This window comes from Nocardioides soli, assembly GCF_014191495.1.
Taxonomy (GTDB): Bacteria; Actinomycetota; Actinomycetes; order Propionibacteriales; family Nocardioidaceae; genus Nocardioides; species Nocardioides soli.
Genome location: NZ_JACHWR010000001.1, coordinates 1,255,422 through 1,278,083, shown reverse-complemented (window position 1 = coordinate 1,278,083; position 22,662 = coordinate 1,255,422). Strand labels below are relative to the sequence as shown.

Sequence of the window (22,662 nt, the reverse complement as noted above, 5' to 3'; positions counted from 1 at the left end):
GGGCGGGGTCGCCGGGCTCAGCGGCGCAGCCGGGCGGCGATCTCGTCGTACCCGCGCTGCTCGGCGTGGCGCAGCGGCGAGACGCCGTCGCGGTCGGCGATGGTCGGGTCGGCCCCGGCCGCCAGCAGGATCCGGACGATCTCCTGGTGGTCGGGACCGCCGTCACCGAGGATGATCGCCTCCAGCAGCGCGGTCCAGCCGAGGTCGTTGACGTGGTTGATGTCGACGTCGGTCTGCACGACGCGGCGCACGTAGGCGACGTGGCCGCGCTCGCTGGCCGGGATCGGCGACAGGCCGCCGTACCGGTTCCGGACGGTGAGGTCGGGGTCGGCCGGCAGCAGGGCCTCGAGCATCGCGACGCTGCCGGTGACGCCGGTGACCAGCCACGGGGTGTCGTGCTGGGCGTCGAGGGCGTCGGGGTTCGCGCCCATGGCCACGAGCACCTCGGCGACCGGCACCCGGTCGTAGGTGACGGCGAGCAGCAGCGCGGTACGGTCGCGCTCGTCGCGGGCCTCGATGTCGGCGCCCGCGCGGAGCGCGACGGCGACCGCGTCGGCGTCGCCGTCCGCGGCGGCCCGCAGCAGGGCGGCGTCGGGGTCGGCAGGGCGATCGGCAGTGGTCATGCTCCTCAGGATCCTCTCCAGTCCGTCGAACCCGCGCTCGCGGGCCATCTCCACGGGGGTCAGTCCCGCCGAGGGTGAGCGGCTCGCCAGGCGTGCGCCGCCCGCGGCGAGCACCCGGACGGTGGTCGCGTACGTCGCGGTGTCCTCGCCGAGCCACACCGCCTCGTGGATGGCCTGGTAGCCGATCCGGTTGACGTGGTCGCGGTCGATACCGGCCCGGAGCAGTTCGCCCACGACGAGGCCGTGGCCGCGCTCGGCGGCGCGGATCAGGCCGGTGCCGTTCCAGCTGTCCTTGTCGTTGATCCGGGCGTCGGAGCGCAGGGTGAGCCGCAGCAGGTCGAGGTAGCCCTCGCTGGTGGCGACCAGGTACGCCGACTGCTCGGTCTCGTCCTTGGCGTTCACGTCGGCGCCCTGTCGGATCAGCCGGCGGGCCCGGGCGACGTCGTTCGCCCAGGCCGCGTCGCGGAGCCGGCGGTCCAGCGCGGCCTGCTCCTCGGCGTCCGGAGCGCTCCCCGCGCCGGCGGCGTCGCCCGGCGAGTCGCTCGCGTCCGGCCCGCTCGCGGACCCGCCCGGGGAGGCGGGGCTCCCGGCGCGGTCCGGATCGGGCTCCGGCGTGGTGGTGGGGCCGCCGCCCCCGCACGCCCCCAGCAGCAGGGCGAGCGGGAGGGCGGCCAGGACGAGGCGCCTCATCGCGTCGGGTCCGCGACGACCTCGTAGGGGCCGGAGGCGACCTGCTCGTCGAACTTGCTGTCGACGTACAGGATCTGGCCGCGCAGCTCCTTGGCGGTGGTCAGCACGCGGTCCGGCGAGGTGGCCTGCTGGCGGATCAGCTTCGTCTGGCGGCCGTCGGCGGAGAGCCGGAGCGTGGCGATCTGCTTGCTGAAGTTCCGGACCACGGTGAGGCGGCTGCCCTGCAGGACCAGGCCGTCGGCGTTGACCAGGTCGGCGCTGCCGGTCTTCACCTGGGTGACCTTGCCGGACTTCACGGCGAAGCGCCACAGCGTGCCGACGTTGCCCTGGGCGACGACGAACGCCTTCTTGTCCCGGGTCAGCACGATGCCGCCGAGGTTGAAGCCGGTCTCCCGCGTGATCTTGTCGCTCGCGTCGGCCCACAGCCGCACGTTCCAGCCCTGCTTGCCCTTCGCGACGCGGAAGATCTGGGCGTCGTTGGAGTCGGTGAAGTACGCCGCGCCGTCGGGGCCGATCGCGACGTCGTTGAGGAAGACGTCGTTGCCCGGGGTCCGCAGCGCGGCGAGCCGCTTGCCCTCCTTGCTGTAGACCCACAGGTCCGGGCGGCCGTTGTCGACGCCACCGTCGCCGATGCCGTTCGGGCCGCCGGCGACGTAGACCCGGCCCTGGTCGTCGACGGTGATGCCGCGGGCGGTGAACCGGCCGTCGGTGCCGTGGCCGGCCAGCCACTCCCGGGTCCGGGCGGTGCCGACCTTGCCGCGGTGGATCTCGCCGCCGGTGACCTCGCTGACGTAGAACCGGCCGCGCCGCTCGTCGGCGCCGATGCCCTCGAACTTCGAGCCGGCCGGGTTGGCGGCGTCGACCGGGTCGCCGGTCAGCAGGTAGCTCGCGGCGCGGCCGTGGTCGCGGTCCTGGTCGGCGAGGGCCGGCGTGGCGGTGCCGACGGCCGCGCCGACGGTGCTGACGGCGGTCGCGGCGAGCAGCGTGCTGGCGATGGTCGTGCGCTTCATGGATCTCTCCTGGGTGGTGGCTCTCGGGTTGATGCCACCACTGTGCTGGCCGCGAGGGGTCCGGACGTCGGGCAGCCGGCTACCCCTCGATAGCCGATCGGTTGATGCCGGGGACCGCCGTTCCTCCCTAGGCTTGGCCAGCCATGTCTGTCCTCCACCCCGCCTCGCGCCGCCCCGGCGAGCACGGCATCCTCGCGCCCGCCAACCGGCTGGACCGGTGGCTGCTGGTCGTGCTGGTGGTGCTGCTCGTCACCTGCGCGGTGCGGTACGTCGACCGGCACGCCCTCGACGCCACCGGGGTCGCCGTCCTGGCCGGCGCGCTGGTGCTCGGCCTCGCGTACGCCACCCGTGGCCTGCTGGCCGACCGCAGCTGGTGGCCCACCGTGTGGGTGACCGGGATGGTCGTGCTGTGGGGGGCGCTGACTGCAGTGGCACCGTCGTTCGCCTGGTGTGCGGTGCCGGTGGCCTTCGCCGTGCTGCGGGTGGTCCCGTTCGCGTGGGCCGTCGGCACCGTGGTGCTGATGACCGTGCTGCTGACCGCCGCCTGGCAGCGACTCGACAGCTCGTCGGCCGACGGCTTCGACCCGGTGCAGGTCGCCGGGCCGATCGGCGTCGCGCTGGTCACCGTGCTCGCCTACCGCGCCCTCGACCTCGAGTCGCGTGCCCGCCAGGACCTGCTCGACCGGCTCGTCGAGGCCCAGGCCGAGCTCGCCGAGGAGCAGCACCGCACCGGAGCCCTCGCCGAGCGGACCCGCCTGTCGCGGGAGATCCACGACTCCGTCGGGCAGGGCCTGTCGAGCATCAACCTGCTGCTCCAGGCCGCCGAGCAGGCCTGGGACACCCAGCCCGAGACCGCCCGCGACCATGTGCGCACCGCGGCGGCGACCGCCCGCGACGGCCTCGACGAGGTACGCCGGGTGGTGCGCGACCTGGCCCCGGCCGATCTCGCCGGCGACGTCACCGGCACCGCCCTGCCCGACGCTCTGCCCGCCGCCCTGCGGCGCGCGGCCGAGCAGGCCGCGCCCGGGATGCGGGTCGAGGTCCGCGTCGACGGCGAGCCGGTCGTCGTACCCGCGGACGTGGCGGCGGCCCTGGTCCGCACCGCCCGCGGGGCGCTGGCCAACGTGCGCGAGCACGCCGGCGCCGGCCGGGTCGCGCTGACCCTGACCTACCACCTGGACGAGGTGGTGCTGGACGTGCGCGACGACGGCCGCGGCTTCGATCCCACGCAGGTACGACCGTCCGGCACCCGCGGCCGGGGCCTCGCCGGGATCCGGGACCGGGCGGCGGCGCTCGGCGGCCGCGCCGACGTCGAGAGCGCCCCGGGCGAGGGCACGACCGTGTCGGTCCGCTTCCCGCTGTCGAACCTGCCGAAGGAGGACCGATGATCCGGATCGTGCTGGTCGACGACCACCCGGTGATCCGGGCCGGGCTGCGCGCCCTGGTCGACGGCCAGGAGGACCTGTCCGTGGTCGGCGAGGCCGACGGCCTCGAGTCCGCGGTCGCCGTCGTGACCGCGGACCGGCCCGACGTCGTGCTGATGGACCTGAGCCTGGGCGCCGGCGAGCCCGGTGGCGCCGAGGCGACGGCCGCCCTGCGGGCCCTCGACCCGGCGCCGGAGGTGCTGGTGCTGACGACCTACGACACCGAGTCCGACATCCTGCGGGCGCTCGAGGCGGGCGCGCGGGGCTACCTCCTCAAGGACGCTCCGCCCGAGGAGCTGTTCGGCGGCATCCGGGCCACCGCGCGCGGCGAGACCGTGCTCGCGCCGTCCGTGGCCGCGACCCTGGTCCGGCGTACGACGCCGGGCGCGACCACCATCACCGAGCGGGAGGTCGAGGTGCTCGAGCTGCTCTCCCGCGGGCTGGGCAACAAGGAGATGGCCCGCGAGCTCTTCGTCTCCGAGGCGACCGTGAAGTCGCACCTCTCGCACATCTACACGAAGCTCGGCGTCGACACCCGGGCGGGTGCGGTCGCGGCCGCGATCGAGCGACGCATCATCCGGGCCTGATCGTTCGCGCCTGGGCCCGGGTCCCGTCAGGACAGCCGGTAGAAGCGCCAGAATCCGAACTCCTCGATCGGCAGGACCTCGAACGTCCCGAAGCCGGCCGCCTCGCCGTAGCCCTGCAACGTGGCCGGACGCATCACGGTGCCGGTCCCCACGCTCGGGGCCGAGGAGAGCCCGTCGGGGAGGCAGACGAAGAGGCTGAACCCGTACATGATCCGCTCCAGCTCGTCGCCGTCCGGGGCGAAGGCGTCGGCCACGGCCTCGTCCATGACGACCAGGGAGCCGCCGGGTGCGAGCGTCCGGCGGACCGCCGAGAGCACGTCGACCGGTCGGGGCATGTCGTGGACGCACTCGAAGGCGAACGCCACGTCGACCGTCCCCTCGGGCAGGAGGGCGGCGTCCCGGCCCACGAAGCGCACCCGGTCGTCCACGCCGGCGGCGCGGGCGTTGTCCTCGGCCAGCGCGATCGAGGGCTCGTCGACGTCGACGCCGAGCACCGTGGCCGACGGGTAGGCGCGAGCCAGGGAGATGCTCGACCAGCCCGCGCCACAGCCCACGTCGAGCACCCGGCAGCCCGGGGTAGTGAGCGTGTCGTGGACCGCGGGCACTCCCGCGAGGGCGGGGCCGAGCCGGTTCTCGTACCACGGCCGGTTGGCGTCGGCCTGGGACTCCCGTGCATCGTCGCCGAGCTGGTCCCAGCTGACGCCGCCGCCGTTCCGATAGGCCTCGAGGAGCTGGGGGAGCACGGGGCCGACCGCGCCGAACATCCGGCCCAGGGGCGCCAGGTAGGCCAGGCTCGTCGGGTCGGTCATCACCTCGGCCGTGCTGGCCGGGATGGCGAAGCGTCGGTCGTCTGGCCCGCCGTCGGACTCGACCGTCAGCAGCCCGGCCACCGCCTGCTGCTCGAGCCACTCGCGGGCATAGCGGGCGTGGGTGCCGGTACGTCGGGCCAGCTCGTTCGCGCTGGCCGGACCCTCGCTGGCCAGCGACCGGTACCAGCCGAGGCGGTCCCCGAGGAAGACCGACATCACCTCCACCGTGCCCAGGATCGATCCGAACAGGCGCTCCGCCACCTCGTCCGCGGTCTGGTCTGATGCGCTCACCGATCCACTATGACCCGGCCGAGCACGCCTGGCATCCCCTCATTGGTCGGCATGCCTGGCTCTGCCGCGTGCGCCGACAACTGGATCGTCGTATGTGTCGACGACTGGGATAGTCCGTCACGTTCTGGTTGCCTCCGAGCGCGCGAGACAACCAGAACGTGACGGACTATCGCGCCCGGAAGGGGTCACGAGAGCAGCGGCCGGAGACGTGCGGTCAGGCGGGCCGGCGGCGGGACACCGAGCAGGTCGAGCGCCATCAGCACCGATCCGACCACGGGCGGGTCGTCGCTCACGATGACCTCGAGCCGGTCGTCGAGTGCCTCGGTGACGGAGTCGAGCAGCACGGGGTCGCGCGACTGGAACAGCCCGCCGCCGAGCACGACGGGGACCGGACCCGAGTCCCACGACAGGCGGCGTACGGCGGTGCGCGCGAACACCGCGACCTCCGTGCCCAGGCGCTCGACGACCGAGCGGGCCACGGCGTCGCCCTCGCCGGCGGCCGCGAAGACCGTCGGGCAGAGCTCCAGCAGCCGGTCCCGGCGCACCGTACCGTCCAGCACCGCCTCGCTCACCTGCAGCGGCCGGTCGAGGCCGAAGTGACGGGGCACCAGCCGCTCCAGCGCCGTGGCCGCCCCGCGCCCGTCCTCGGCCCGGCAGGCCAGCGCGAGCGCCTCGGCACCGACGTCGTAACCGCCGCCCCAGTCGCCGCTGAGCCGGCCGAGGGAGTGGAAGCGGACCACCCGGTCGCCGCGCACGCCCACGCAGTTGATGCCCGCGCCGGCGACCACTGCCACGCCGTCGCCGGACGGCGCGCCGACGCGCAGCAGCGCGAAGGTGTCGTTGACGACGGTGACGGCGGGCGCCGGTGCCGCGGCGGCGAACCGGTCGACCATGTCCCGCTCCTGGTGCGGCAGGTCGAGGCCGGCCATCGCGATCGCCGCGGCGGCGAAGCCGGCACGCCGTCCGCAGGCCCGCTCGGCCAGGCCGAGCACGTGGTCGACGGCCGTGGCCGCGCTCAGGTCGCCGGAGCTCCAGCCGGTGCCGGCGGCCGCGCCGACCACGTCGCCGCCCGTGTCGACGACGGCGACGTGGGTCTTCGAGTTCCCGACGTCGACGCCGAGCACCAGGGTGTGCGTCGTCATCGCTCGAACCCGGGCAGCAGCTGCTCGACCAGGTCCCACTGACCGATCAGGGGGTGCGCCAGCAGCGCGCGGCGTACGTCGTCCGCGTCGCCCGAGAGCGCGGCCCCGGCGGCGATCCGCTCGTAGGCGCTGACGTGCTGGATCGGCCCGAGGATGACCGGCGGCACGTCGGGCTGTGGCAGCGGCTCGATGCCGGACCGGCTGACGAGGCAGCGGGTCTCGATGACGTCGTCGGCGGCGAGGCCGGGGATCAGCCCGTCGTTGCGCACGTTGATCACGTGGACGGTCGGCTCGTCGGCGTACAGCGAGGCGAGCAGGTCGACGGCGGCCTCGCTGTAGAAGGCGCCGCCGCGCTGCTCGAGCTGCGTCGGCTTCTCGACGAGCGTGGGGGAGCGGTACAGGTCGAGCAGCTCCGTCTCGAGATCGGCCACCACCGCGGCGCGCGGTCGCTCCCGGCGCTGTTCGGCGACGGTCCGGTCGTGGAGGTAGTAGTACTGCAGGTAGTACGACGGCAGCGCGCCCAGCATCCGCATCAGGTGCTCGGGGAAGGGCAGGCGCGTCCTGAGGTCGTCCATGCGCCCGTCGAGCAGCCGGGGCAGCACGTCCTCGCCGTCGAGGAGCACCCGCCGCATCCACGAGAAGTGGTTGAGACCGACCGGGTCGACCTCGACGCGGCCCGGGTCGACCTCGAGCAGGTCCGCCATCCAGCGCTGCATGCCGATCGCCACGTTGCACAGCCCGATCGCGCGATGGCCGGCGTCGAGCAGCGCCCGGGTGACGATGCCGACGGGGTTGGTGAAGTCGATCAGCCACGCGTCGGGCTTGGCGATCCGGCGTACCTCCTCGGCGATGTCGAGCACCACCGGCACCGTCCGGAGCGCCTTCGCGAGTCCGCCGGCGCCGGTGGTCTCCTGCCCCACGCAGCCGCACGCCAGCGGGAACGTCTCGTCGGCCAGCCGAGCCGTCTGCCCGCCCACGCGCAGCTGCACCAGCACGGCGTCGGCGTCGCGGACCGCGTCGGTGCGGTCCGTGGTCAGACGGACGTCGGTCGCCAGCCCCTGGTGGGCCAGCATCCGCCGCGCGAACCCGCCGACCACCTCGAGCCGCCCGCGATCGACGTCCATCAGCACGAGCTCGTCGACCGCGAGCCGCGACCGCTGCGCGGCCAGACCCGAGACCAGCTCGGGCGTGTACGTCGATCCCGCGCCGACGACGGTGACCTTCATAGCTGGATTCTTCCCCACACCTCCGTCGCCGCGGGTCACGGTGGTTTCGAGGCTCCTCGCTGGCGCTCGTCGCACCTCAACCACCGTCGCCGAGCACGGTGGTTGAGGAAGGCGCGCTAGCGCCTGTCTCGAAACCACCCGTCGGTGCGCGGGGCTGTGGTCGGGGCCGGGTCGCGTTGGTCGTGGTGGGTTTCGAGACGGTTGCTAGCGCAACCTCCTCAACCACCGTCCTCGGGTCACGGTGGTTGAGGAAGGCGCGCTAGCGCCTGTCTCGAAACCACCCCTCCACAGGACATCGGCATTGGGTGTGGACGAGCACGCTGGATCGTGACCTGTTCGTGACCCAAACCCCTGTGGAACAAGGGGATCCAGGCCCTTGAGTGTCGGTGGCGGGTGCTTGAGTAGTGGGCATGACAGCACAGGCCACGCCGCGACACCGGGTGTCGACGACGACCGCGCGGATGCGCGAGCTCGTCGACGCCGTGGCCGATGCGTCGGTGTGGTCCATGGACCCTGCCGAGGCCGGCGCGACGCTGGTCGAGCTGACCCGGCTGGCGGCGCAGGTCGCCGAGCTGCAGGCCCGGGTGGCCGCGCACGCCGACACGATTCGCGTGGGCGCTGACGTCGGTGCGTCCAGTGCGGCGAACTGGCTGGCCCACACCACCAAGACGACCCGGGCGGCCGCGTACGGCGCGGTGCGGCTCGGCCACGACCTCGAGGCCCACGCCATGACGCGGGAGGCGCTGGCGGCCGGGGACATCGACGTCGAACGGGCGCGGGTCGTCATCCGGTGGGTCGACCGAATCCCCGCCGACCTCGGCGCCGAGACCCTCGCCAAGGCCGAGGCGCACCTGCTCGCCGAGGGTCGGCACCATGACGCGAAGGCGCTCGGTCGGCTCGGTCGGCGGCTGTGGGAGGTCATCGCCCCCGACGAGGCCGACGCCCACGAAGCCGACATCCTGCAACGGCAAGAGGCGGCCGCGCTGCGGGCGTGTTCGCTGACGATGGTCGACGACGGGGACGGGAAGACCTGCGGCCGGTTCGTGCTGCCGACCTACCACGCCGCCGCCCTCAAGAAGATCCTGATGGCGCTGGCCGCCCCCAAGCACGTGGCGGCTACCCAGGGCCCCGGCATCGAGCGCCGACCCGGACCGGAAGCGTTGGGTCGGGCGCTGTGCGAGCTGATCGAGCGCTACCCGGTCGACCGACTGCCCCAGACCGGCGGTGTGAACGCCACCGTCGTGGTGGTCATCGACGAGGACTCCCTGATGGGTCGGCTGGAGAAGGCCGGGATCCTGGACACCGGCGACCAGATCAGCCCCGGCATGGCGCGGCGGTTGGCGTGCGAGGCGGGCATCATTCCCGCCGTCCTCGGCAGCGCCTCGGTCCCGCTCGATCTCGGCCGGCGGAGCCGCTACCACACCGAGCACCAACGGATCGCCATGTTCCTCCGCGACCGCGGCTGCCGCGCCGAAGGCTGCGACCGCACGGCCGGACTCCACGCCCACCACGAGACCAGATGGACCGACGGCGGCCACACCAACCTCCACGACGGCGCGTCCCTCTGCGCCTGGCACCACACCCTCATCCACGACGCCACCTACCAGACGACGTACCTCCCCACCGGGAAGATCCGCTTCCACCGACGGACGTGACAGGTCGGTTCGGGCCAGACCAAGATCCCCGGTGGACGGCGACGGGTGTGGAAGGGACCCGTCCGCTCCGGGGGAAAGCGGACGGGTCCGCAGAGATCCCTACCCCGGTCCGGGGCATCCCGAACTCGTCAGTTTTGAGGATCTTCGGCGGCACCCGAGGCGGTGCAGTCCCCGGGCCCGATCTGCGTGAGGCCGGGCCCGGAGACTCCCAACCTGGGCACCAGCCTGCCCCTGCCGGGGCGTCGAGGCAATCCAGGATCTTCGGGGCGAGACTCCGCCGGGTCGTGTCTCAGCGGCGGACCACCCGGATCCGGACGCTCGCCCGGGTCGGCTGCACCTCGGCGTTGCCGGGGAAGACCGCCACCAGCCTGGTGGCCCCCGGCTTCGGGATCCGGGGCAGCCGGACCTTCGCGACGCCGTCGTGGAGCTTCGCGCGCACCGTCCGGCCCGCGACCCGGATCCGCACGGTGCCGTTCGTCGAGACGCCCGAGGGCGCGTCCAGTCGCAGCCGGACCTTCGCCCGGGTGCGCTTCGCCTCGATCCTCTTCGGTGTCACCGTGGCCACGCGCAGGGTGCCGGCCGCCTTGGTCACCCGCACCCGGACCGTCGTGGTGCGGGCGAGGTAGGAGCCGTCGCCGCCGTACGACACGGTCAGGACGTGTCGTCCGACCGTCTGCGATCGGCGGGGGAGCACGACGGTGGCCGCGCCGCCGCTCAGCGTGCCGGTGGCCAGGGTGCGGCTGCCGGTGGTGATCCGGAGCTCGCCGCTCGCCGGACCCCGGGCTCCGCCGGCGCGCACCCGCAGGGTCGCCCGCTCGCCCCAGGCCGCGACCAGCCGGTCCGCCGTGAGCTCGGGCACTGCCCGCTCCAGATCACCCGATCCGCCGGGGTCGACCGGGTCCACCGGGCCACCACCGCCGGTCTGCGGGTCGAGCCAGGCGAGGTACCGATCGGTCTGGCCCGCTACGCCGACGGCGAGCCGCAGGCCGTCGGTGGAGGCGCCCAGGTGGGCCTCGAAGGACAGCCGGCCCGCGGCGTCCGTGGCGCGCTGGTCGACGAAGACGATGTCCTCCGCGCGCGGCGCACGCGGGTCCGCCCCGGTGCGCAGCACCAGGATGCCGGCCGGCGCGTCGGCGGCGGCGCTGCCGAGGCCCACGGTGACGGTCGCGGTGCCGTCACCGTCGATGACGACCTCGTGCGACCGGGCGGGAGCCGAGTCGGAGATCACCCGCGCCGGCCCCGCCTTCCGCGGGCGGTACGCCGCCGGCCGGACCACGCTGCCGGCGGCGCCGGACAGCACCGGTCGCCCGCGCTCGTCGTCCCAGCTCCACACCGACGCGAGGTCGAAGCCGGCCGCGGTCCAGGCCGCGGCCTGGGCCAGCTCCTCGGCCGTCAGCGACGCGCCGTTGAGCGTGCCCGGGCCGGTCGTGGCGTTCGTCTGCACGCTCGGCGCCAGGGTGTCGAGCGCGTAGAGGTCGGCGAGCGTGGCGGTCTGGCCGGACGCGAACCGCGCCACGATTCGGCTCGCGTCCGCGGTGGCCGTCACGCTCGGGTTGAGCGCGACGCCGCCGCGTACGACCGAGCCGCTGTTGCGGGCGTAGCCGGCCAGGCCGCCGGCCGAGGCCGTGGTCGCGCGGACCGCGCCGGTGGCGTAGACGCGCTCGGTCGTGGAGGGCGAGTCGGCCACGCCGACGATGCCGCCGGCGTAGCTCGTCGACGTCGCCGTGACCTCGGCGGTCGAGTACGAGTCGCGGATCGTGCCGAACGACTCACCGGCGATGCCGCCGGCGTACGAGTGCGCACGCACCGATCCCGACGTCCACACCCGCTCCACGGTGCCGCGCAGCGTGTCGACCAGGCCGCCCGCCTTCAGCGTCGCCTTGGCGATCGCGACGTCCGCCAGGCCGAGATCGTGGACCCGGCCGTCGGCGGCGATCGTCCCGAAGAGGCCGCCCTGGGTGGCGGCCAGGTTGCGGATCGCGTGGCCGCCGCCGTCGAGGCTGCCGCTGAAGCTCTCGATCCGCACCGGCTGCCCCGCGAGGTCGAGGTCGGCGGTCAGCCGGTACGACTCGGCGGGGAAGAGCGCCACCTGCTGCAGGTCGACGGCGCGTGACACCAGCCAGGTGCCGTCCTCCTGCTCGAGCGCTGGGTGGTCGGCGACCTCGATCTCCTCGGTGGCCTCGACCAGCACCGGGCGCTTGCCGTCGGCGTGCCATGCCCAGACCCCGTCGAGGTCGAGGCCCACGTCGTCGCGCCAGGTCGCCGGCGACCCGGCCTGCGCGACGGTCCGGGTCTCCCCGTTGAGGGTCTGCGGGCCGACGGCGGTGCTGCTCTGGACGCCGGCCGAGAGCGTCTCGACGGCGTAGAGCCGCTCCAAGGTCGCGGTCTCGCCGTTCGCCGAGCGCGCGACCACCCGCTGCGAGGTGGTGGTGCCGGTGACCGAGGGGTTGAGCGCGAACGCCTGCCGCACGATCGTGGCGCTGTTGCGGGCGTAGCCGCTCACCCCGCCGGCGGAGGTGCCGGAGGAGTTGACCACGCCGGTCGCGTAGACCCGCTCCGTGGTGGACGGTGAGTCGGCGACGCCGATGATGCCGCCCGCATAGTTGCCGCCGGTCGTGGCGACCGTCGCGGTGGAGTAGCTGTCGCGGATCGTGCCGAACGACTCACCCGCGATGCCGCCGGCGTAGGACTGCGCGCGCACCGAGCCCGAGGTCCACACCCGCTCCACGGTGCCGCGCAGCGTGTCGACGAGGCCGCCGCCCCGCGCCGTGGGCTTGGTGACCGCCAGGCCGACGATGCCGAGGTCCTGCACCCGCCCCTCGGCCCCGATCAGGGAGAAGACGCCGCCCTGGGCGGAGCTCCAGCCCCTGATCAGGTGCCCGTCGCCGTCGAGGACGCCGTTGAAGGCGCGGGCGCTGCCCAGCTGCGGCAGGTCGTGACCGGCGACATCGAGGTCGGCCGCCAGCCGGTAGGACTCGTCGGGGAACTGCACCACCTGGCGCAGGTCGTCGGGCGCGGCGACCAGCCAGGCGCCGTCGTCGTCCCGCTCCAGCGCCGGCCGGACGGTGCCGAGGTCGATCTCCTCGGCCGCCCGGCGCAGCAGCGGGCGCTTCGCGTCCGGGTGCCACTCCCAGACGCCGTCGAGGTCCCAGCCGAGGTCGGCGAAGAATGCCGCGGTGCGCAGCGTCGCGGCCGGCACCACCTCGCCGCGCCAGTTGTCCGCGGCCGGCGGCTCGGTGAGGCTCTCGCCGAGGACGGTCACCGCCGAGCTGGTGTAGTTGCGTGCCAGGTCGGCGATCTGGCCGTCGGAGACCCGGCCGACGATCGCGTGGGCGAAGGACGGGGCCTGCACCCGCTCGTTGAGGGAGACCACGTTGCCGACCCGGGTGTTCTCGTAGCCGTAGCTGACCACGCCGCCGGCGTTGCGTCCGGTCGCCTTCACGGTGCCGGTGGCGTAGACCCGCTCGGTGACCGAGCCTCCGATCGCGATGGCGACCACGCCGCCGGCGTACAGGCCGGTGGTGGTGACTGCCGCAGTCGAGTAGGAGTCGCGGATCGTGCCGTAGTGGTCGCCGACGATGCCGCCGACCCGGGTGGCACCAGCGATCGATCCGGCGGTGCGGACCCGCTCGATGAGGCCGTGGTTCTGGTCGGCGACCAGGCCGACGGTGCCGCGGTCGGTCTCGACCTCGCCCTCGACGACCAGGTTGCGGACGGTGCCGTAGTTGTCGGCGAAGAGGCCGACGCCCTGCGTCTCGGGCGTGGTGAAGTCGCGGATCGTGTGGCCGCCGCCGTCGAAGACGCCGCGGAAGGTCACCAACCGGTCGAGCTGTGACCGGGTGGTGCCGCCGAGGTCGAGGTCGGTGGTGAGGAGGTAGTGCCCCTCGGGGTCGTTGGTGATCTTGTCGAGGTCGCCGGCGGCGTTGATCAGGTACGGGTCCGCGGCGGTGCCCTGCCCCTCGATCCCCTCCCGGACCAGCGTGGCGCCCATCAACGGCCGGGCCGTCGCCAGGCCGTCCCAGGCGAAGACCTTCACGGTGTCGCTCGGGTTGACGGGGAGCGGGGTGTCGAAGGTGGTGTACTGCTCCGAGCCCTCGTGGTCGAGCTCGACGCGGACCTCGCGGACCTCACGCAGCGTGCGCCCCGTGCGGTCGTAGGTCGCCGCGATCACGGTGGCCTCGTCGGGGGAGCCCTCGTGGCTGACGACGCCGACACCCTCCATCGCCCGGCCCTCGACGTCGGTGGAGGTGACCCGCCACGACCTCTGGGGCTTGCGCACGGTGTAGGTGTCGACGGTGCGTCCGTCGAGGGTGTACGTCGTGAGCCGCAGGCCGTCGTCCACGACCTCGAGGACGGTGCCGAGCTGGGTGTCCTCGTCGAAGACGACGTCGTCCCACCAGTGCACGACGTTGCCGTAGAACTTCGGCCCGGCGGAGCCGAGCGTGACGAAGGTGGTGCCCTCGGCCTCCTCCGCGGGCGTCTCCGCGAGGCGACCGTCGTAGATGGTGGAGCGCTTGTAGATGTGGTCGTGGCCGCCGATGTAGAGGTCGACGCCGAGCTTCTCGAACGCCGCGGTCAGCTTGGGTCGGTCCGCAGCGAGCGGGCCGTCGTTGCCGTGCGAGCCGCCGTAGTAGGAGTAGTGGCCGGTCACGACGTTCCAGGTGCGGTCCGAGGCCCGGATGTCCTTGGCCAGCCAGGCGAGCTGCCGGTCCATGTCGACGACGGAGTTGAGCACCGCGACGTGGACGTCGCCCCGGTCGAAGGAGTAGTTGCTCTCCCCGATGCGGCCGTTCTTCGGGGTGTCGAACATGTTGCCGAAGATCGTCGTGCGGTCGTCGCTGACGCTGTTGTAGTCCAGGTCGCCGTAGGTCTCGTGGTTGCCGGCGACCGGCGCGTACTGGATGTCCAGTCCGTCGAAGACGTGGTCGAAGACCTCCTGCCAGTACTGCCCGCGTCCGCCGTTGTCGACCAGGTCGCCGGTCTGCAGCAGCGTCCGGCCGCCCGGCACCTCCTCCTGGAGGCGCGCCAGCACGTCGCGCAGCAGTCCGAGGTCGTCGGGGTCGTGGGTGGTGGCCTGCAGGTCGCCGATGGCGTAGATCGGCTCGTTCCCCTTGCCGCCGGCGACGAACTCGCCCTGGACGTCGGTCCAGGCCGCGTCGCTCGCGGCGGGCGCTGCGCCGTCGACCGCGACGCCGAAGCGGTAGTGGTAGCGGTCGCCCTCGGTGAGGCCGGTGAGGTCGAACTCGTGGCTGCGCAAGGTCTGACCGGTGATGGAGTGCTGATAGGTCGGCTCGTCGTTGCCGATCGTGTTGACCTCGTAGGGCCGGTCGTTGGTCGAGGTCAGCACCTCGGCCGTGGACCAGTCGTCGCGGTCGGCGGGCAGCACCTGGGCGTAGACCCGCTCGACGGCGCGGTCGGTGGACACCGCGATGCCGGTGCCGCCGGCCCGCTCGGCCACGACCGCGGTGCTGCCGAAGTACTGGAACACGCCGGCGGGGTCGAGCTCGGCCTGGTCGACGACCAGGCGGATCAGCTCGGCGCCGATGTTGCCCGAGGCGTCCTCGGCCTTGACGACCACGAAGTGGTCGTCGTAGCTGCGCACCCGGAAGGCGTCGTTGTCGACGGGGACCAGCCCGGCGGCGTCGTACACCTCGTAGGTGACGGCTGGCGTGGCGCCGGAGTCGTCGGTCGCGGTCGCCGCGGGCAGGGCGATCTCCGCGCCGTAGCTCACGGTGGCCGGGTAGTCGGCGGGGACGGTGATCCGCGGCGCGTAGTCGGCGCCCCGGGTGGTCTCGCCGATCCAGATCGGGGCGGAGACGACGGTCTGGCCGTCGGCCTGCGTGGCGCGGAGCAGGTAGTAGTCGCCGTCGCGTACGTCGAGCTCGTGCCGGAGCTCGAGGTCGTTCCCGGAAACGTCCGGGAAGGCGTGCACGACCTGCCCGCCGTTGCCGATCAGCTCGACCTTGGCGAAGGAGTCGCGGGTGTCGGGGTCGGAGAGGGCGACGTCGAACGCGACGTGCTCGGTGTCGGCGGGCAGGATCGAGCCCATCAGCCGGTCGTTGCCGCCGAAGGCCAGGGTGGCGTTGACGTCCTGGGTGCTGAAGGTGCTGCGGTCCCGCATCGCGGCGTACAGGCCGTTGAGGCTGTGCTCGGTGGCCCAGACGCCGGTGATGGCCTGGTTGCTCGTGACCCAGGTGGCCGAGTGCTCGTCGCCGTTCCACACCGGCGCGAGGTGCCAGCCGGTGTCGAGGGCCTTGACGAACTGGGTGAACTGGGCGTCGCTGCGGACCTCGATCAGCTCCATCCGCTCGTCGACCTCGCGGTCGAGGCCGTTGAAGCCGAAGAAGTTGCCCTTGCCCTGCGGGCTCGGGTGGTTGAACTGGCCGATCGCCTCGGGGTCCTGCTTGAGCCGGGCGAAGAAGGTGTACACGTCGTACTTCAGGTCGCCGGTCCCGAAGGAGTTGGCGAAGCCGTCGACGCTGCCCTTCTCGGTGGCGCGGGCGGTCGCCTTCCAATCGGCGTCGAAGACGTTGATGTGGCCGGTGCCGTCGTACCAGGTGGTCTCGATCGACGGGACCGCGACCAGCTCGTCCTGGGCGCCGTTGAAGTGGTCGACCGCCTCGTGCACGTAGCGCCACTCCTCGGAGTCGGCGTCGCGCCAGTCGTCGATGAAGTCGTCGCCGTTGCGCAGGTCCCACATCACGTCGTGCTCGGAGACCGCGAAGAAGTCGGCGTCGGTCTCCTCGCGCACGTGGGCGAAGGCGTCGTCGGGCAGCTGCACGCCGTCGCTCACCGAGGTGTGCGAGTGGAACTCGCCGGTGTAGAGCGTCTTGCCCAGGTAGCTGGGGCGCTGCTCCTCGGCGGTCCCCGCCAGGGCCGTGGGTACGGCGATCGCGGTCAGCGTCCCCGTCGCCAGGATCCCGGTCAGCGCTGCACCGAGGCAGCGCGCGATCCGACCGCGCGGTCTGTGCTTCATTCGTCCTCCATCGTCGAGCCGGCCGGGCTCAGCCAAGGGGAGACGGGTGAACGAACGGGGGTGCTTCGGCGTCCGGGCGCGGACGCCCCGGCGACCGACGATGCCGGCCGGGTGTGTCGTGGGCCACAGCAGGCCCCCGGCGGGGCTACCCGGCGTCGAGCACCCGCGCGAGGAACCGCCGGGTCCGCTCCTCGCGGGGATCGGTGAGCACCTCGGGGCCGCCGCGCTCGGCGACGACGCCGTCGTCGATGAAGAGCACCTGGTCGGCGACCTCGCGGGCGAAGCGGACCTCGTGGGTGACGATGACGAGGGTCCAGCGCTCGGCGGCGAGGTCGCGGATCACGGCGAGGACCTCGCCCACGAGCTCGGGGTCGAGGGCGGAGGTGGGCTCGTCGAGCAGCAGCACCTCGGGACGCAGCGCGAGCGCCCGGGCGATCCCGACCCGCTGCTGCTGCCCGCCGGAGAGCTGCGCGGGGTAGGCGTCCTCGCGGCCGGCGAGGCCGACCTGGGCGAGCAGCTCGCGGGCGGCGGCCGCCGCCTCGTCCGGATCGCGTCGCTGGACCTGAACCGGTCCCTCGACGAGGTTGCCGAGCACGGTCTTGTGCGGGAAGAGGTTGTGGGCCTGGAAGATCATGCCGCTGCGGGCCCGCAGCGCCGTGACCGCACGTCGGTACGACGCCCGGTCGGCCGGCGGCGCCCCGAAGTCGAGGACGGCGTCGTCGATCCGGACCAGCCCCGCGTCCGGGGTCTCCAGCACGTTCAGTGAGCGGAGCACGGTGGTCTTCCCGGAGCCGGACGGGCCCAGGACGACCGTGACGGTGCCCGCGGCGGCCGTGAAGTCCACGCCCCGCAGGACGTGGTGGTCGCCGAAGGACTTCTCGAGCCCGCGCACCTCGATCAGGTCGGTCATACGGCGTACCTGCTGAGTCGTCGCTCGAGCGGTGCCTGGGCCATCGTCACCAGCTGGCAGACCACCCAGTAGTACACGGCGGCCAGGCAGTAGAGCGGCAGGTACTCCGTGCTGAGCGCCGCCGCGACCTGCGCCTCGCGGAAGAGCTCGGGCACCAGCACCAGCGAGGCCAGCGAGGTGTCCTTGATCAGCGACAGCAGCGTGTTGGACAGCGGCGGTACGGCGATCCGCGCCGCCTGCGGGAGGATGATCCGCCGCATCGACTGCCCGTAGTCCATCCCGATGACCGTCGCGGCCTCGTACTGCCCCCGCGGCACCGAGAGGATCGAGGCACGCACGATCTCCGCGGCGTACCCGCCCACGTTGAGGCTGAAGGCGATGCCGGCCGCGACGTACGGGTCGAGCCTGATGCCGACCTGGCCGAGCCCGAAGAAGACGATGAACAGCTGCACCAGCAGCGGGGTGCCGCGGATGATCGAGATGTAGACCCGGGCGATCCCGTCGAGGACGCGCACCGACGACAGCCGGGCGAGGGCGGCGCCGACCGCGAGGGTCAGGCCGACCGCGAAGCTGACGACCGTGAGCGGGATCGTGCCCTTGAGCAGGCCGACGAGCATCGGTCCCGCGGTGTCGCGCAGCACCTCCCAGGTGGTCCGTGCGTCCGACGCCTGGACGTCGACGTCGCCGGTGCGTTCCCGCACGGTGACGTCGGCGCGGAAGTACTTCTCGGAGATCGCCGCGAGGGTGCCGTCGTCGGCGAGTGTGGCCAGCGCCGCGTCGGCCTGCTGCTGGAGCTCGGGGTCGGACCGGCGGAAGGCGAGCGCCTGCTCGAGGGTCTCGTCGCCCGCGTCGCCGGCGATCTTGACCTCGTCGGTGCCCGAGGTGGCGAGGTAGTCGAGCACCGCGATGTTGTCGTTGACGATCGCGTCCACCCGCCCCTGGACCAGGAGCTCGACCCCGGGGCCGAAGTCCTGGACGTACTGCACCTTCGCGCCCGCGTCGCGCGCGACCTGTGCCCAGTTGCTGCTGGAGGTCTGCGCGGTGGTGCGGCCCCGGAGGTCCGCGAGCGTCGTGATGTCGTCGGTGTCCTGGGCGGTGACGATCACGCCGTGGGAGTAGGTGTACGGCGTGCTGAACAGGTAGCGCGCCTGCCGCTCCGGGTTGATCGTGACCTGGTTGGCGATCACGTCGATGCGCCCGGAGTCGAGCGCGGGGAAGAGCGAGTCGAAGGGCGCCTCCACGAGCCGCAGGTCCCACCCGGCCTCCTCGGCCACCGCGCGGACCACCTCGATATCGAAGCCGGTCAGCTCCCCGGAGTCGGGGTCGCGGTAGGTGAACGGCGGATACGTGCCCTCGGTGCCCACCCGCACGACCCGCTCGGCCGGCCGGTCGACCGCCGCGGCGGGCGGTACGGCGAGCAGCACGCCGCCGGCGATCGCGAGCAGCGCGAGGACCCGGAGCAGCGGCACCCGACCCATCTACCCGCGCCGCCGCGTCGCGAACCGCCGGCCCGCCGCGCGCACGGGCTCACTCCCGTCTCCGCCTGGCCTCGTCGGTGAGATCGCGCTCGATCCCCTCGGCCCGACGGCGTTCGAACAGCAGGATCGCCACCACGACCCCCACCGTGACCACGACCATCGCGACCAGACCGAACGCATCCATGCCGACCCGGTACCCACGACGCGTCCACCACACCGCGCCGCCGGATCAGGCCCGCACCAGATCGACCCCCGGTCCGTCGAGGCGCGCCAGCGCCGCCGCGTCCCGCCCCGACGCGAGCAGGATCAGCGCGGCGAGCGGCCCGGAGATCGACGGACCCCGGCCGACGCTGAGGTCGGCGTCGGTCGCTCGGAGCGTGCACCCGCCGAGCCGCCGGCGGGCGTGGAAGGGCCAGCCCATGCTCCAGACGCGCTCGAAGACGGCCAGGCCGGCCTCGGTCGGCACCGGCCGCTCGATGCCCAGCGGGATCGTGATGTCCTGGCCGTGGATGACGACGTCGAGCAGCACGTTGCGCGCCAGGGCGACCGCCGGCAGGGAGCGCGACGACGCGCGCTCGCGCAGGGTGCACGCGATCTCGGCGGTCGGCCGGGCGGCCCAGTCGACCGCGACGTCGCGGCCGAAGTCCCAGAGTCGACCGCGGGCGCGGACCAGGCCGCCCAGGGTCGCGCCCAGGGTGGGCATGCCGCAGGTCGTCATCGTCAGGTGCGCGGCGACGTCGCGGACCCGCCACTGCGTGCACAGCGACGGGGCCTCCCACTGCTCCGGCGCGAGGCCGTCGAGGAGCTCGCCCAGGCTGCGCCGTTCGGACTCGATGTGGGTCCACTGGGTCTCGATGTCCATGCCTGCCCCCGCCCGCGATCGGCTCGCCGATCCGGCGAGCCGGGCTCAAATTAGTCAGAGAGACTGACTAAAGTGTGCGGCGAGCATCGCCGCATGGCAAGGGGTGACCTGATGGCCGTACGCCGTACCGCCGGGCCGCGTCCGCCGGCCGAGGATCCGGGCATCAGCCTGGGCGTCCTGCTCTTCCTGCCCTACCGGCACCTGGAGCAGCGCATCATCGACGCGGTCGTCGCCGCCGGCTACCCGATCACGCTCTCCCAGGCCCGGGTGTTCCAGCGGATCGACCCGGCGGGGTCGCGGCTCACGACCCTGGCCGACGCCGCGCAGGTGACCAAGCAGACGGCCGGCTTCCTCGTCGACCAGCTCGTGGCCCAGGGCTACGTCACCCGCGTCGTCGACCCCTCCGATGCCCGCGCCCGACTCGTGACCATCGCGCCCCGCGGCCGGGCGGCGATCGAGGTGGCCGGTCGGGTGCAGGACCAGATCGAGGGCGAATGGCGTCGGCACCTCGGCGCGGACGCGGCCGACGAGCTGCGGAGCACGCTGCTGCGGCTGCGCGAGATCACCGACCCGTGGGCGGGGCCGCCCGCGGACGGCGCCCCCGTCGAGTCGGACTGATCGGCTCCTCGCTCCTCCGCAGCGTGCGACACTGCTGGCCATGGCGACCAGGGTGGACGCGGCCGTGCTGTGGGCACGCGCCGGCCTGCTCGGGGTCGTCGCCTTCTTCCTCGGCGTCGTCGGCCACGTCACCGCCGACGGCCTGCTGCCCGGGCCGGCGCTCCTCGTCGGCCTGCTGGTGCTCTCGGTGGTGCTCAGCGCACCGATGCTCAACCGCCGGGCCTCGCCGCTGCGGTTGGCCGGGATGCTCGTGGGCGGGCAGGCCGCGATCCACCTCGTGCTCACCGTCACCGCCGGCCACGTCGGCGACCGGGCCGGTGGCACGACACCCCGCGCCGGTGCGCTGGGCAGTCTCCCCGTGGTCGACGGTCGCCGCATCGGCTCGCTCCAGGACGCCTACGACGGCGCCGCCGACCAGGCGGCCGGCGGCCTCGCGCCCAGCCTGCCGGTCGGCCACCTCGTCGCCGACCTGTCGGCCCACGCGCCGATGATGGCCGCCCACCTCGCGGCCGCCGCGCTGGTCGGGCTGTGGCTCGGGTACGGCGAGCGCTGCCTCTGGACGCTGATCGCGCTGACCGGGCGTCGGGTGCTCGCGGCCGTCCTGGTGCTCCGACCGGCCCTCGGCCCGCCGCGGGTCACCGCCGTGGACGCCGAGCGGGCCCCGTCGGGGCCACGCTCGGTCTGGCTGGTCCGTCCCGACTCCCGTCGCGGCCCACCTCTCCTCGCCGCCTGATCGCACACCACCCACGCCGGACCCGTCCGAGGTCCCGGCGTGCGCGCGCGTACCCGCGCGCCCACCTGCTTCGAGGAGAGACCCATGACCGACGTCCTCGCGCCCCGGCGCGATCCGGCCGACCCGCCCGGGCGGCCCAGACCTTCCGGCGGCGGATGGTTCCGCGCCGTGTGGCGCTGGCACTTCTTCGCCAGCTTCGTGGTCGTCCCCGTGCTGCTGCTGCTCGCGGTGACCGGCCTGATCTACCTGTTCCGGTTCCAGCTCGAACCGCTGCTGCACCCCGACCTGATGAAGGTCGACGCCCCGCAGGGGGCGGTCGCGCAGCCCTACCTGCAGCAGCTCGCGGTCGTGGAGTCGGCGTACCCCGGCTCGACCGCGGTCTCGCTGGCCGAGCCGCGCAGCGCGGACCGTCCGACGATCGTCTCGATCCAGACCGCCGAGGGGGAGGCACGCGACGTCTACGTCAGCCCCTACGGCCCCGACGTGCTCGGCTCGATGGATCCCGACACGACGCTCTCGGGCACGGCGATCCGGCTGCACGCCGACCTGATGACCGGGAGCAGGTGGGGCGGCTACGTCATCGAGCTCGCCGCCTGCTGGGCGCTCGTGATGGCGCTCACCGGCTACTACCTGTTCGTGCGCGGCTGGCGGGCCCGGCGCCGGGCGCGGTCGGCCGGCCGCGCGGGTGCCCGGCTGCGCTGGCGGCACGGCCTGGTCGGGGCGGGAGTCGGCGTAGGCCTGCTGATGCTGCTGGTCAGCGGCCTGCCCTGGACGGACTTCTGGGGCGCGAAGGTGCAGACCCTCGCCAGCCAGCGGGGCACGTCCATGTGGAGCATGGACCACGGCGCGATCAGCAGCCCGATCTCCACGCTCGACGAGTCGCTGCCGCACAGTCACACGCAGGACATCCCGTGGGCCCAGCAGCAGTCCGAGGTGCCGACCTCCCCGGCACCCGAGCACGGCGCCGCGCGCAGCGTCGCGAACGTCGACACCGCGGTCCTGGTCGCCGGCCTGGCCGGCCTGCGGCACCCGATGACGGTGGCGCTGCCGGCGGCCGACGACGAGCGCGGGGTGTACTCGGTGATCGGCTACGCGTTCGACGCGCCGTCGGACGAGCGCACCGTGCACGTGGGCCGGTACGGCGGCGAGGTCGTCTCGACGTACGGCTTCGACGACTACCCGCGGCTCGCGAAGGTGGTCGCCCAGGGCATCGGGCTGCACGAGGGCCGCAGCCTCGGGCTGTGGTCGTTCTGGGGCGCCGCGCTGATGTGCGTGGCGATCGTCTTCATGTGCGTCAGCGGCCCGCTGATGTGGTGGCGCCGCCGGCCGCGGGGCAGCGGCACGCTGGGCGCACCGCGCGGTCGGCTGCCGGTCCGGAGCACCCCGGCGCTCGTGGTGCTGCTGGTCGCGCTCGGGGTGTTCCTGCCGTTCTTCGGGATCTCGCTGCTCGTCATCCTGGTGCTCGACCAGCTGGTGCTGCGCCGGGTGCCGGCGCTGAGCCGGTGGTTCGGCACCACCTGAGCCGCGACGGTCGCAGCGCGCCGGGCGGCGGCACCTCGTCATCGCGGTGCCGCCGCCCGGTTCGCCATTCGGGACGGGCCCGTCCGGATTTCCGCGAACCGGGTGTC

At 73.5% G+C, this 22,662-nt stretch carries 16 protein-coding genes; 6 read left to right on the top strand and 10 right to left on the bottom strand.

Annotated features, from left to right (window positions below; genetic code table 11):
• Nucleotides 1-17 precede the first annotated feature (17 nt).
• Together FHU40_RS27690 and FHU40_RS06480 are read right to left on the bottom strand one after the other, a co-directional pair.
• The gene (locus tag FHU40_RS27690; RefSeq protein WP_246389972.1) at nt 18-1,313 is read right to left on the bottom strand and encodes an ankyrin repeat domain-containing protein; all 1,296 of its coding nucleotides are present in this window, start codon (nt 1,311-1,313) and stop codon (nt 18-20) included.
• Complete coding sequence (locus FHU40_RS06480; RefSeq protein ID WP_183591410.1) at nt 1,310-2,323, bottom strand: SMP-30/gluconolactonase/LRE family protein; 1,014 nt, start codon at nt 2,321-2,323, stop codon at nt 1,310-1,312. The genes FHU40_RS27690 and FHU40_RS06480 overlap by 4 nt, the downstream gene beginning before the upstream one ends.
• A 143-nt stretch (nt 2,324-2,466) precedes the next feature.
• On the opposite strand from FHU40_RS06480, the gene FHU40_RS06475 reads away from it, so the two are divergent.
• Nucleotides 2,467-3,711 carry a sensor histidine kinase gene (locus FHU40_RS06475; RefSeq protein ID WP_183591409.1) on the top strand — a complete coding sequence of 415 codons (1,245 nt, stop codon included), beginning with the start codon at nt 2,467-2,469 and terminating at the stop codon, nt 3,709-3,711.
• Complete coding sequence (locus FHU40_RS06470) at nt 3,708-4,334, top strand: response regulator (RefSeq protein WP_183591408.1); 627 nt, start codon at nt 3,708-3,710, stop codon at nt 4,332-4,334. Before FHU40_RS06475 ends, FHU40_RS06470 begins: the two co-directional genes overlap by 4 nt.
• A 26-nt stretch (nt 4,335-4,360) precedes the next feature.
• On the opposite strand, the gene FHU40_RS06465 is transcribed toward FHU40_RS06470, so the two are convergent.
• From FHU40_RS06465 to FHU40_RS06455, 3 genes are all read right to left on the bottom strand, one after another.
• Nucleotides 4,361-5,434, bottom strand: coding sequence for a class I SAM-dependent methyltransferase (locus tag FHU40_RS06465; RefSeq protein ID WP_343057753.1), 1,074 nt, complete (start codon nt 5,432-5,434; stop codon nt 4,361-4,363).
• Nucleotides 5,435-5,619: 185 nt separating this feature from the next.
• The gene (locus FHU40_RS06460; protein ID WP_183591407.1) at nt 5,620-6,576 is read right to left on the bottom strand and encodes an N-acetylglucosamine kinase; all 957 of its coding nucleotides are present in this window, start codon (nt 6,574-6,576) and stop codon (nt 5,620-5,622) included.
• Nucleotides 6,573-7,802, bottom strand: a complete 1,230-nt coding sequence (locus FHU40_RS06455; RefSeq protein WP_183591406.1) for a 6-phospho-beta-glucosidase — start codon at nt 7,800-7,802, stop codon at nt 6,573-6,575. Before FHU40_RS06455 ends, FHU40_RS06460 begins: the two co-directional genes overlap by 4 nt.
• A 410-nt stretch (nt 7,803-8,212) precedes the next feature.
• Between FHU40_RS06455 and FHU40_RS06450 the strand changes: the two genes are divergently transcribed.
• Complete coding sequence (locus FHU40_RS06450; protein WP_183591405.1) at nt 8,213-9,457, top strand: HNH endonuclease signature motif containing protein; 1,245 nt, start codon at nt 8,213-8,215, stop codon at nt 9,455-9,457.
• Nucleotides 9,458-9,746: 289 nt separating this feature from the next.
• On the opposite strand, the gene FHU40_RS06445 is transcribed toward FHU40_RS06450, so the two are convergent.
• The 5 genes from FHU40_RS06445 to FHU40_RS06430 all read right to left on the bottom strand — a co-directional run bounded on the left by FHU40_RS06445 (nt 9,747) and on the right by FHU40_RS06430 (nt 19,683).
• A complete protein-coding gene (locus FHU40_RS06445) occupies nt 9,747-16,433 on the bottom strand; it encodes a metallophosphoesterase (RefSeq protein ID WP_183591404.1) in 6,687 nt (2,228 codons plus the stop codon).
• 145 nt (nt 16,434-16,578) lie between these two features.
• Nucleotides 16,579-17,343, bottom strand: a complete 765-nt coding sequence (locus tag FHU40_RS06440; protein WP_281374566.1) for an amino acid ABC transporter ATP-binding protein — start codon at nt 17,341-17,343, stop codon at nt 16,579-16,581.
• The gene (locus FHU40_RS06435; RefSeq protein WP_183591403.1) at nt 17,340-18,821 is read right to left on the bottom strand and encodes an ABC transporter substrate-binding protein/permease; all 1,482 of its coding nucleotides are present in this window, start codon (nt 18,819-18,821) and stop codon (nt 17,340-17,342) included. Before FHU40_RS06435 ends, FHU40_RS06440 begins: the two co-directional genes overlap by 4 nt.
• A gap of 49 nt (nt 18,822-18,870) precedes the next feature.
• Nucleotides 18,871-19,005, bottom strand: a complete 135-nt coding sequence (locus tag FHU40_RS28840; RefSeq protein WP_281374565.1) for a hypothetical protein — start codon at nt 19,003-19,005, stop codon at nt 18,871-18,873.
• A gap of 45 nt (nt 19,006-19,050) precedes the next feature.
• Entirely contained in the window at nt 19,051-19,683 is a 633-nt protein-coding gene (locus FHU40_RS06430; protein ID WP_183591402.1) for a maleylpyruvate isomerase family mycothiol-dependent enzyme, read from the bottom strand.
• Between the two features lie 93 nt (nt 19,684-19,776).
• On the opposite strand from FHU40_RS06430, the gene FHU40_RS06425 reads away from it, so the two are divergent.
• The 3 genes from FHU40_RS06425 to FHU40_RS06415 all read left to right on the top strand — a co-directional run bounded on the left by FHU40_RS06425 (nt 19,777) and on the right by FHU40_RS06415 (nt 22,555).
• The gene (locus FHU40_RS06425) at nt 19,777-20,301 is read left to right on the top strand and encodes a MarR family winged helix-turn-helix transcriptional regulator (RefSeq protein ID WP_246389969.1); all 525 of its coding nucleotides are present in this window, start codon (nt 19,777-19,779) and stop codon (nt 20,299-20,301) included.
• A 40-nt stretch (nt 20,302-20,341) separates the two neighbouring features.
• A complete protein-coding gene (locus tag FHU40_RS06420; RefSeq protein WP_183591401.1) occupies nt 20,342-21,034 on the top strand; it encodes a hypothetical protein in 693 nt (230 codons plus the stop codon).
• 84 nt (nt 21,035-21,118) lie between these two features.
• A complete protein-coding gene (locus FHU40_RS06415; protein ID WP_183591400.1) occupies nt 21,119-22,555 on the top strand; it encodes a PepSY-associated TM helix domain-containing protein in 1,437 nt (478 codons plus the stop codon).
• Nucleotides 22,556-22,662 lie beyond the last annotated feature (107 nt).

Excerpts from the sequence above, each read along its gene's own strand:
- FHU40_RS27690 (WP_246389972.1), bottom strand. The coding sequence starts at position 1,313 with ATGAGGCGCCTCGTCCTGGCCGCCCTCCCGCTCGCCCTGCTGCTGGGG.
- FHU40_RS06480 (WP_183591410.1), bottom strand. The coding sequence starts at position 2,323 with ATGAAGCGCACGACCATCGCCAGCACGCTGCTCGCCGCGACCGCCGTC.
- FHU40_RS06475 (WP_183591409.1), top strand. The coding sequence starts at position 2,467 with ATGTCTGTCCTCCACCCCGCCTCGCGCCGCCCCGGCGAGCACGGCATC.
- FHU40_RS06470 (WP_183591408.1), top strand. The coding sequence starts at position 3,708 with ATGATCCGGATCGTGCTGGTCGACGACCACCCGGTGATCCGGGCCGGG.
- FHU40_RS06460 (WP_183591407.1), bottom strand. The coding sequence starts at position 6,576 with ATGACGACGCACACCCTGGTGCTCGGCGTCGACGTCGGGAACTCGAAG.
- FHU40_RS06455 (WP_183591406.1), bottom strand. The coding sequence starts at position 7,802 with ATGAAGGTCACCGTCGTCGGCGCGGGATCGACGTACACGCCCGAGCTG.
- FHU40_RS06450 (WP_183591405.1), top strand. The coding sequence starts at position 8,213 with ATGACAGCACAGGCCACGCCGCGACACCGGGTGTCGACGACGACCGCG.
- FHU40_RS06445 (WP_183591404.1), bottom strand. The coding sequence starts at position 16,433 with ATGAAGCACAGACCGCGCGGTCGGATCGCGCGCTGCCTCGGTGCAGCG.
- FHU40_RS06440 (WP_281374566.1), bottom strand. The coding sequence starts at position 17,343 with ATGACCGACCTGATCGAGGTGCGCGGGCTCGAGAAGTCCTTCGGCGAC.
- FHU40_RS06435 (WP_183591403.1), bottom strand. The coding sequence starts at position 18,821 with ATGGGTCGGGTGCCGCTGCTCCGGGTCCTCGCGCTGCTCGCGATCGCC.
- FHU40_RS28840 (WP_281374565.1), bottom strand. The coding sequence starts at position 19,005 with ATGGATGCGTTCGGTCTGGTCGCGATGGTCGTGGTCACGGTGGGGGTC.
- FHU40_RS06430 (WP_183591402.1), bottom strand. The coding sequence starts at position 19,683 with ATGGACATCGAGACCCAGTGGACCCACATCGAGTCCGAACGGCGCAGC.
- FHU40_RS06425 (WP_246389969.1), top strand. The coding sequence starts at position 19,777 with ATGGCAAGGGGTGACCTGATGGCCGTACGCCGTACCGCCGGGCCGCGT.
- FHU40_RS06420 (WP_183591401.1), top strand. The coding sequence starts at position 20,342 with ATGGCGACCAGGGTGGACGCGGCCGTGCTGTGGGCACGCGCCGGCCTG.
- FHU40_RS06415 (WP_183591400.1), top strand. The coding sequence starts at position 21,119 with ATGACCGACGTCCTCGCGCCCCGGCGCGATCCGGCCGACCCGCCCGGG.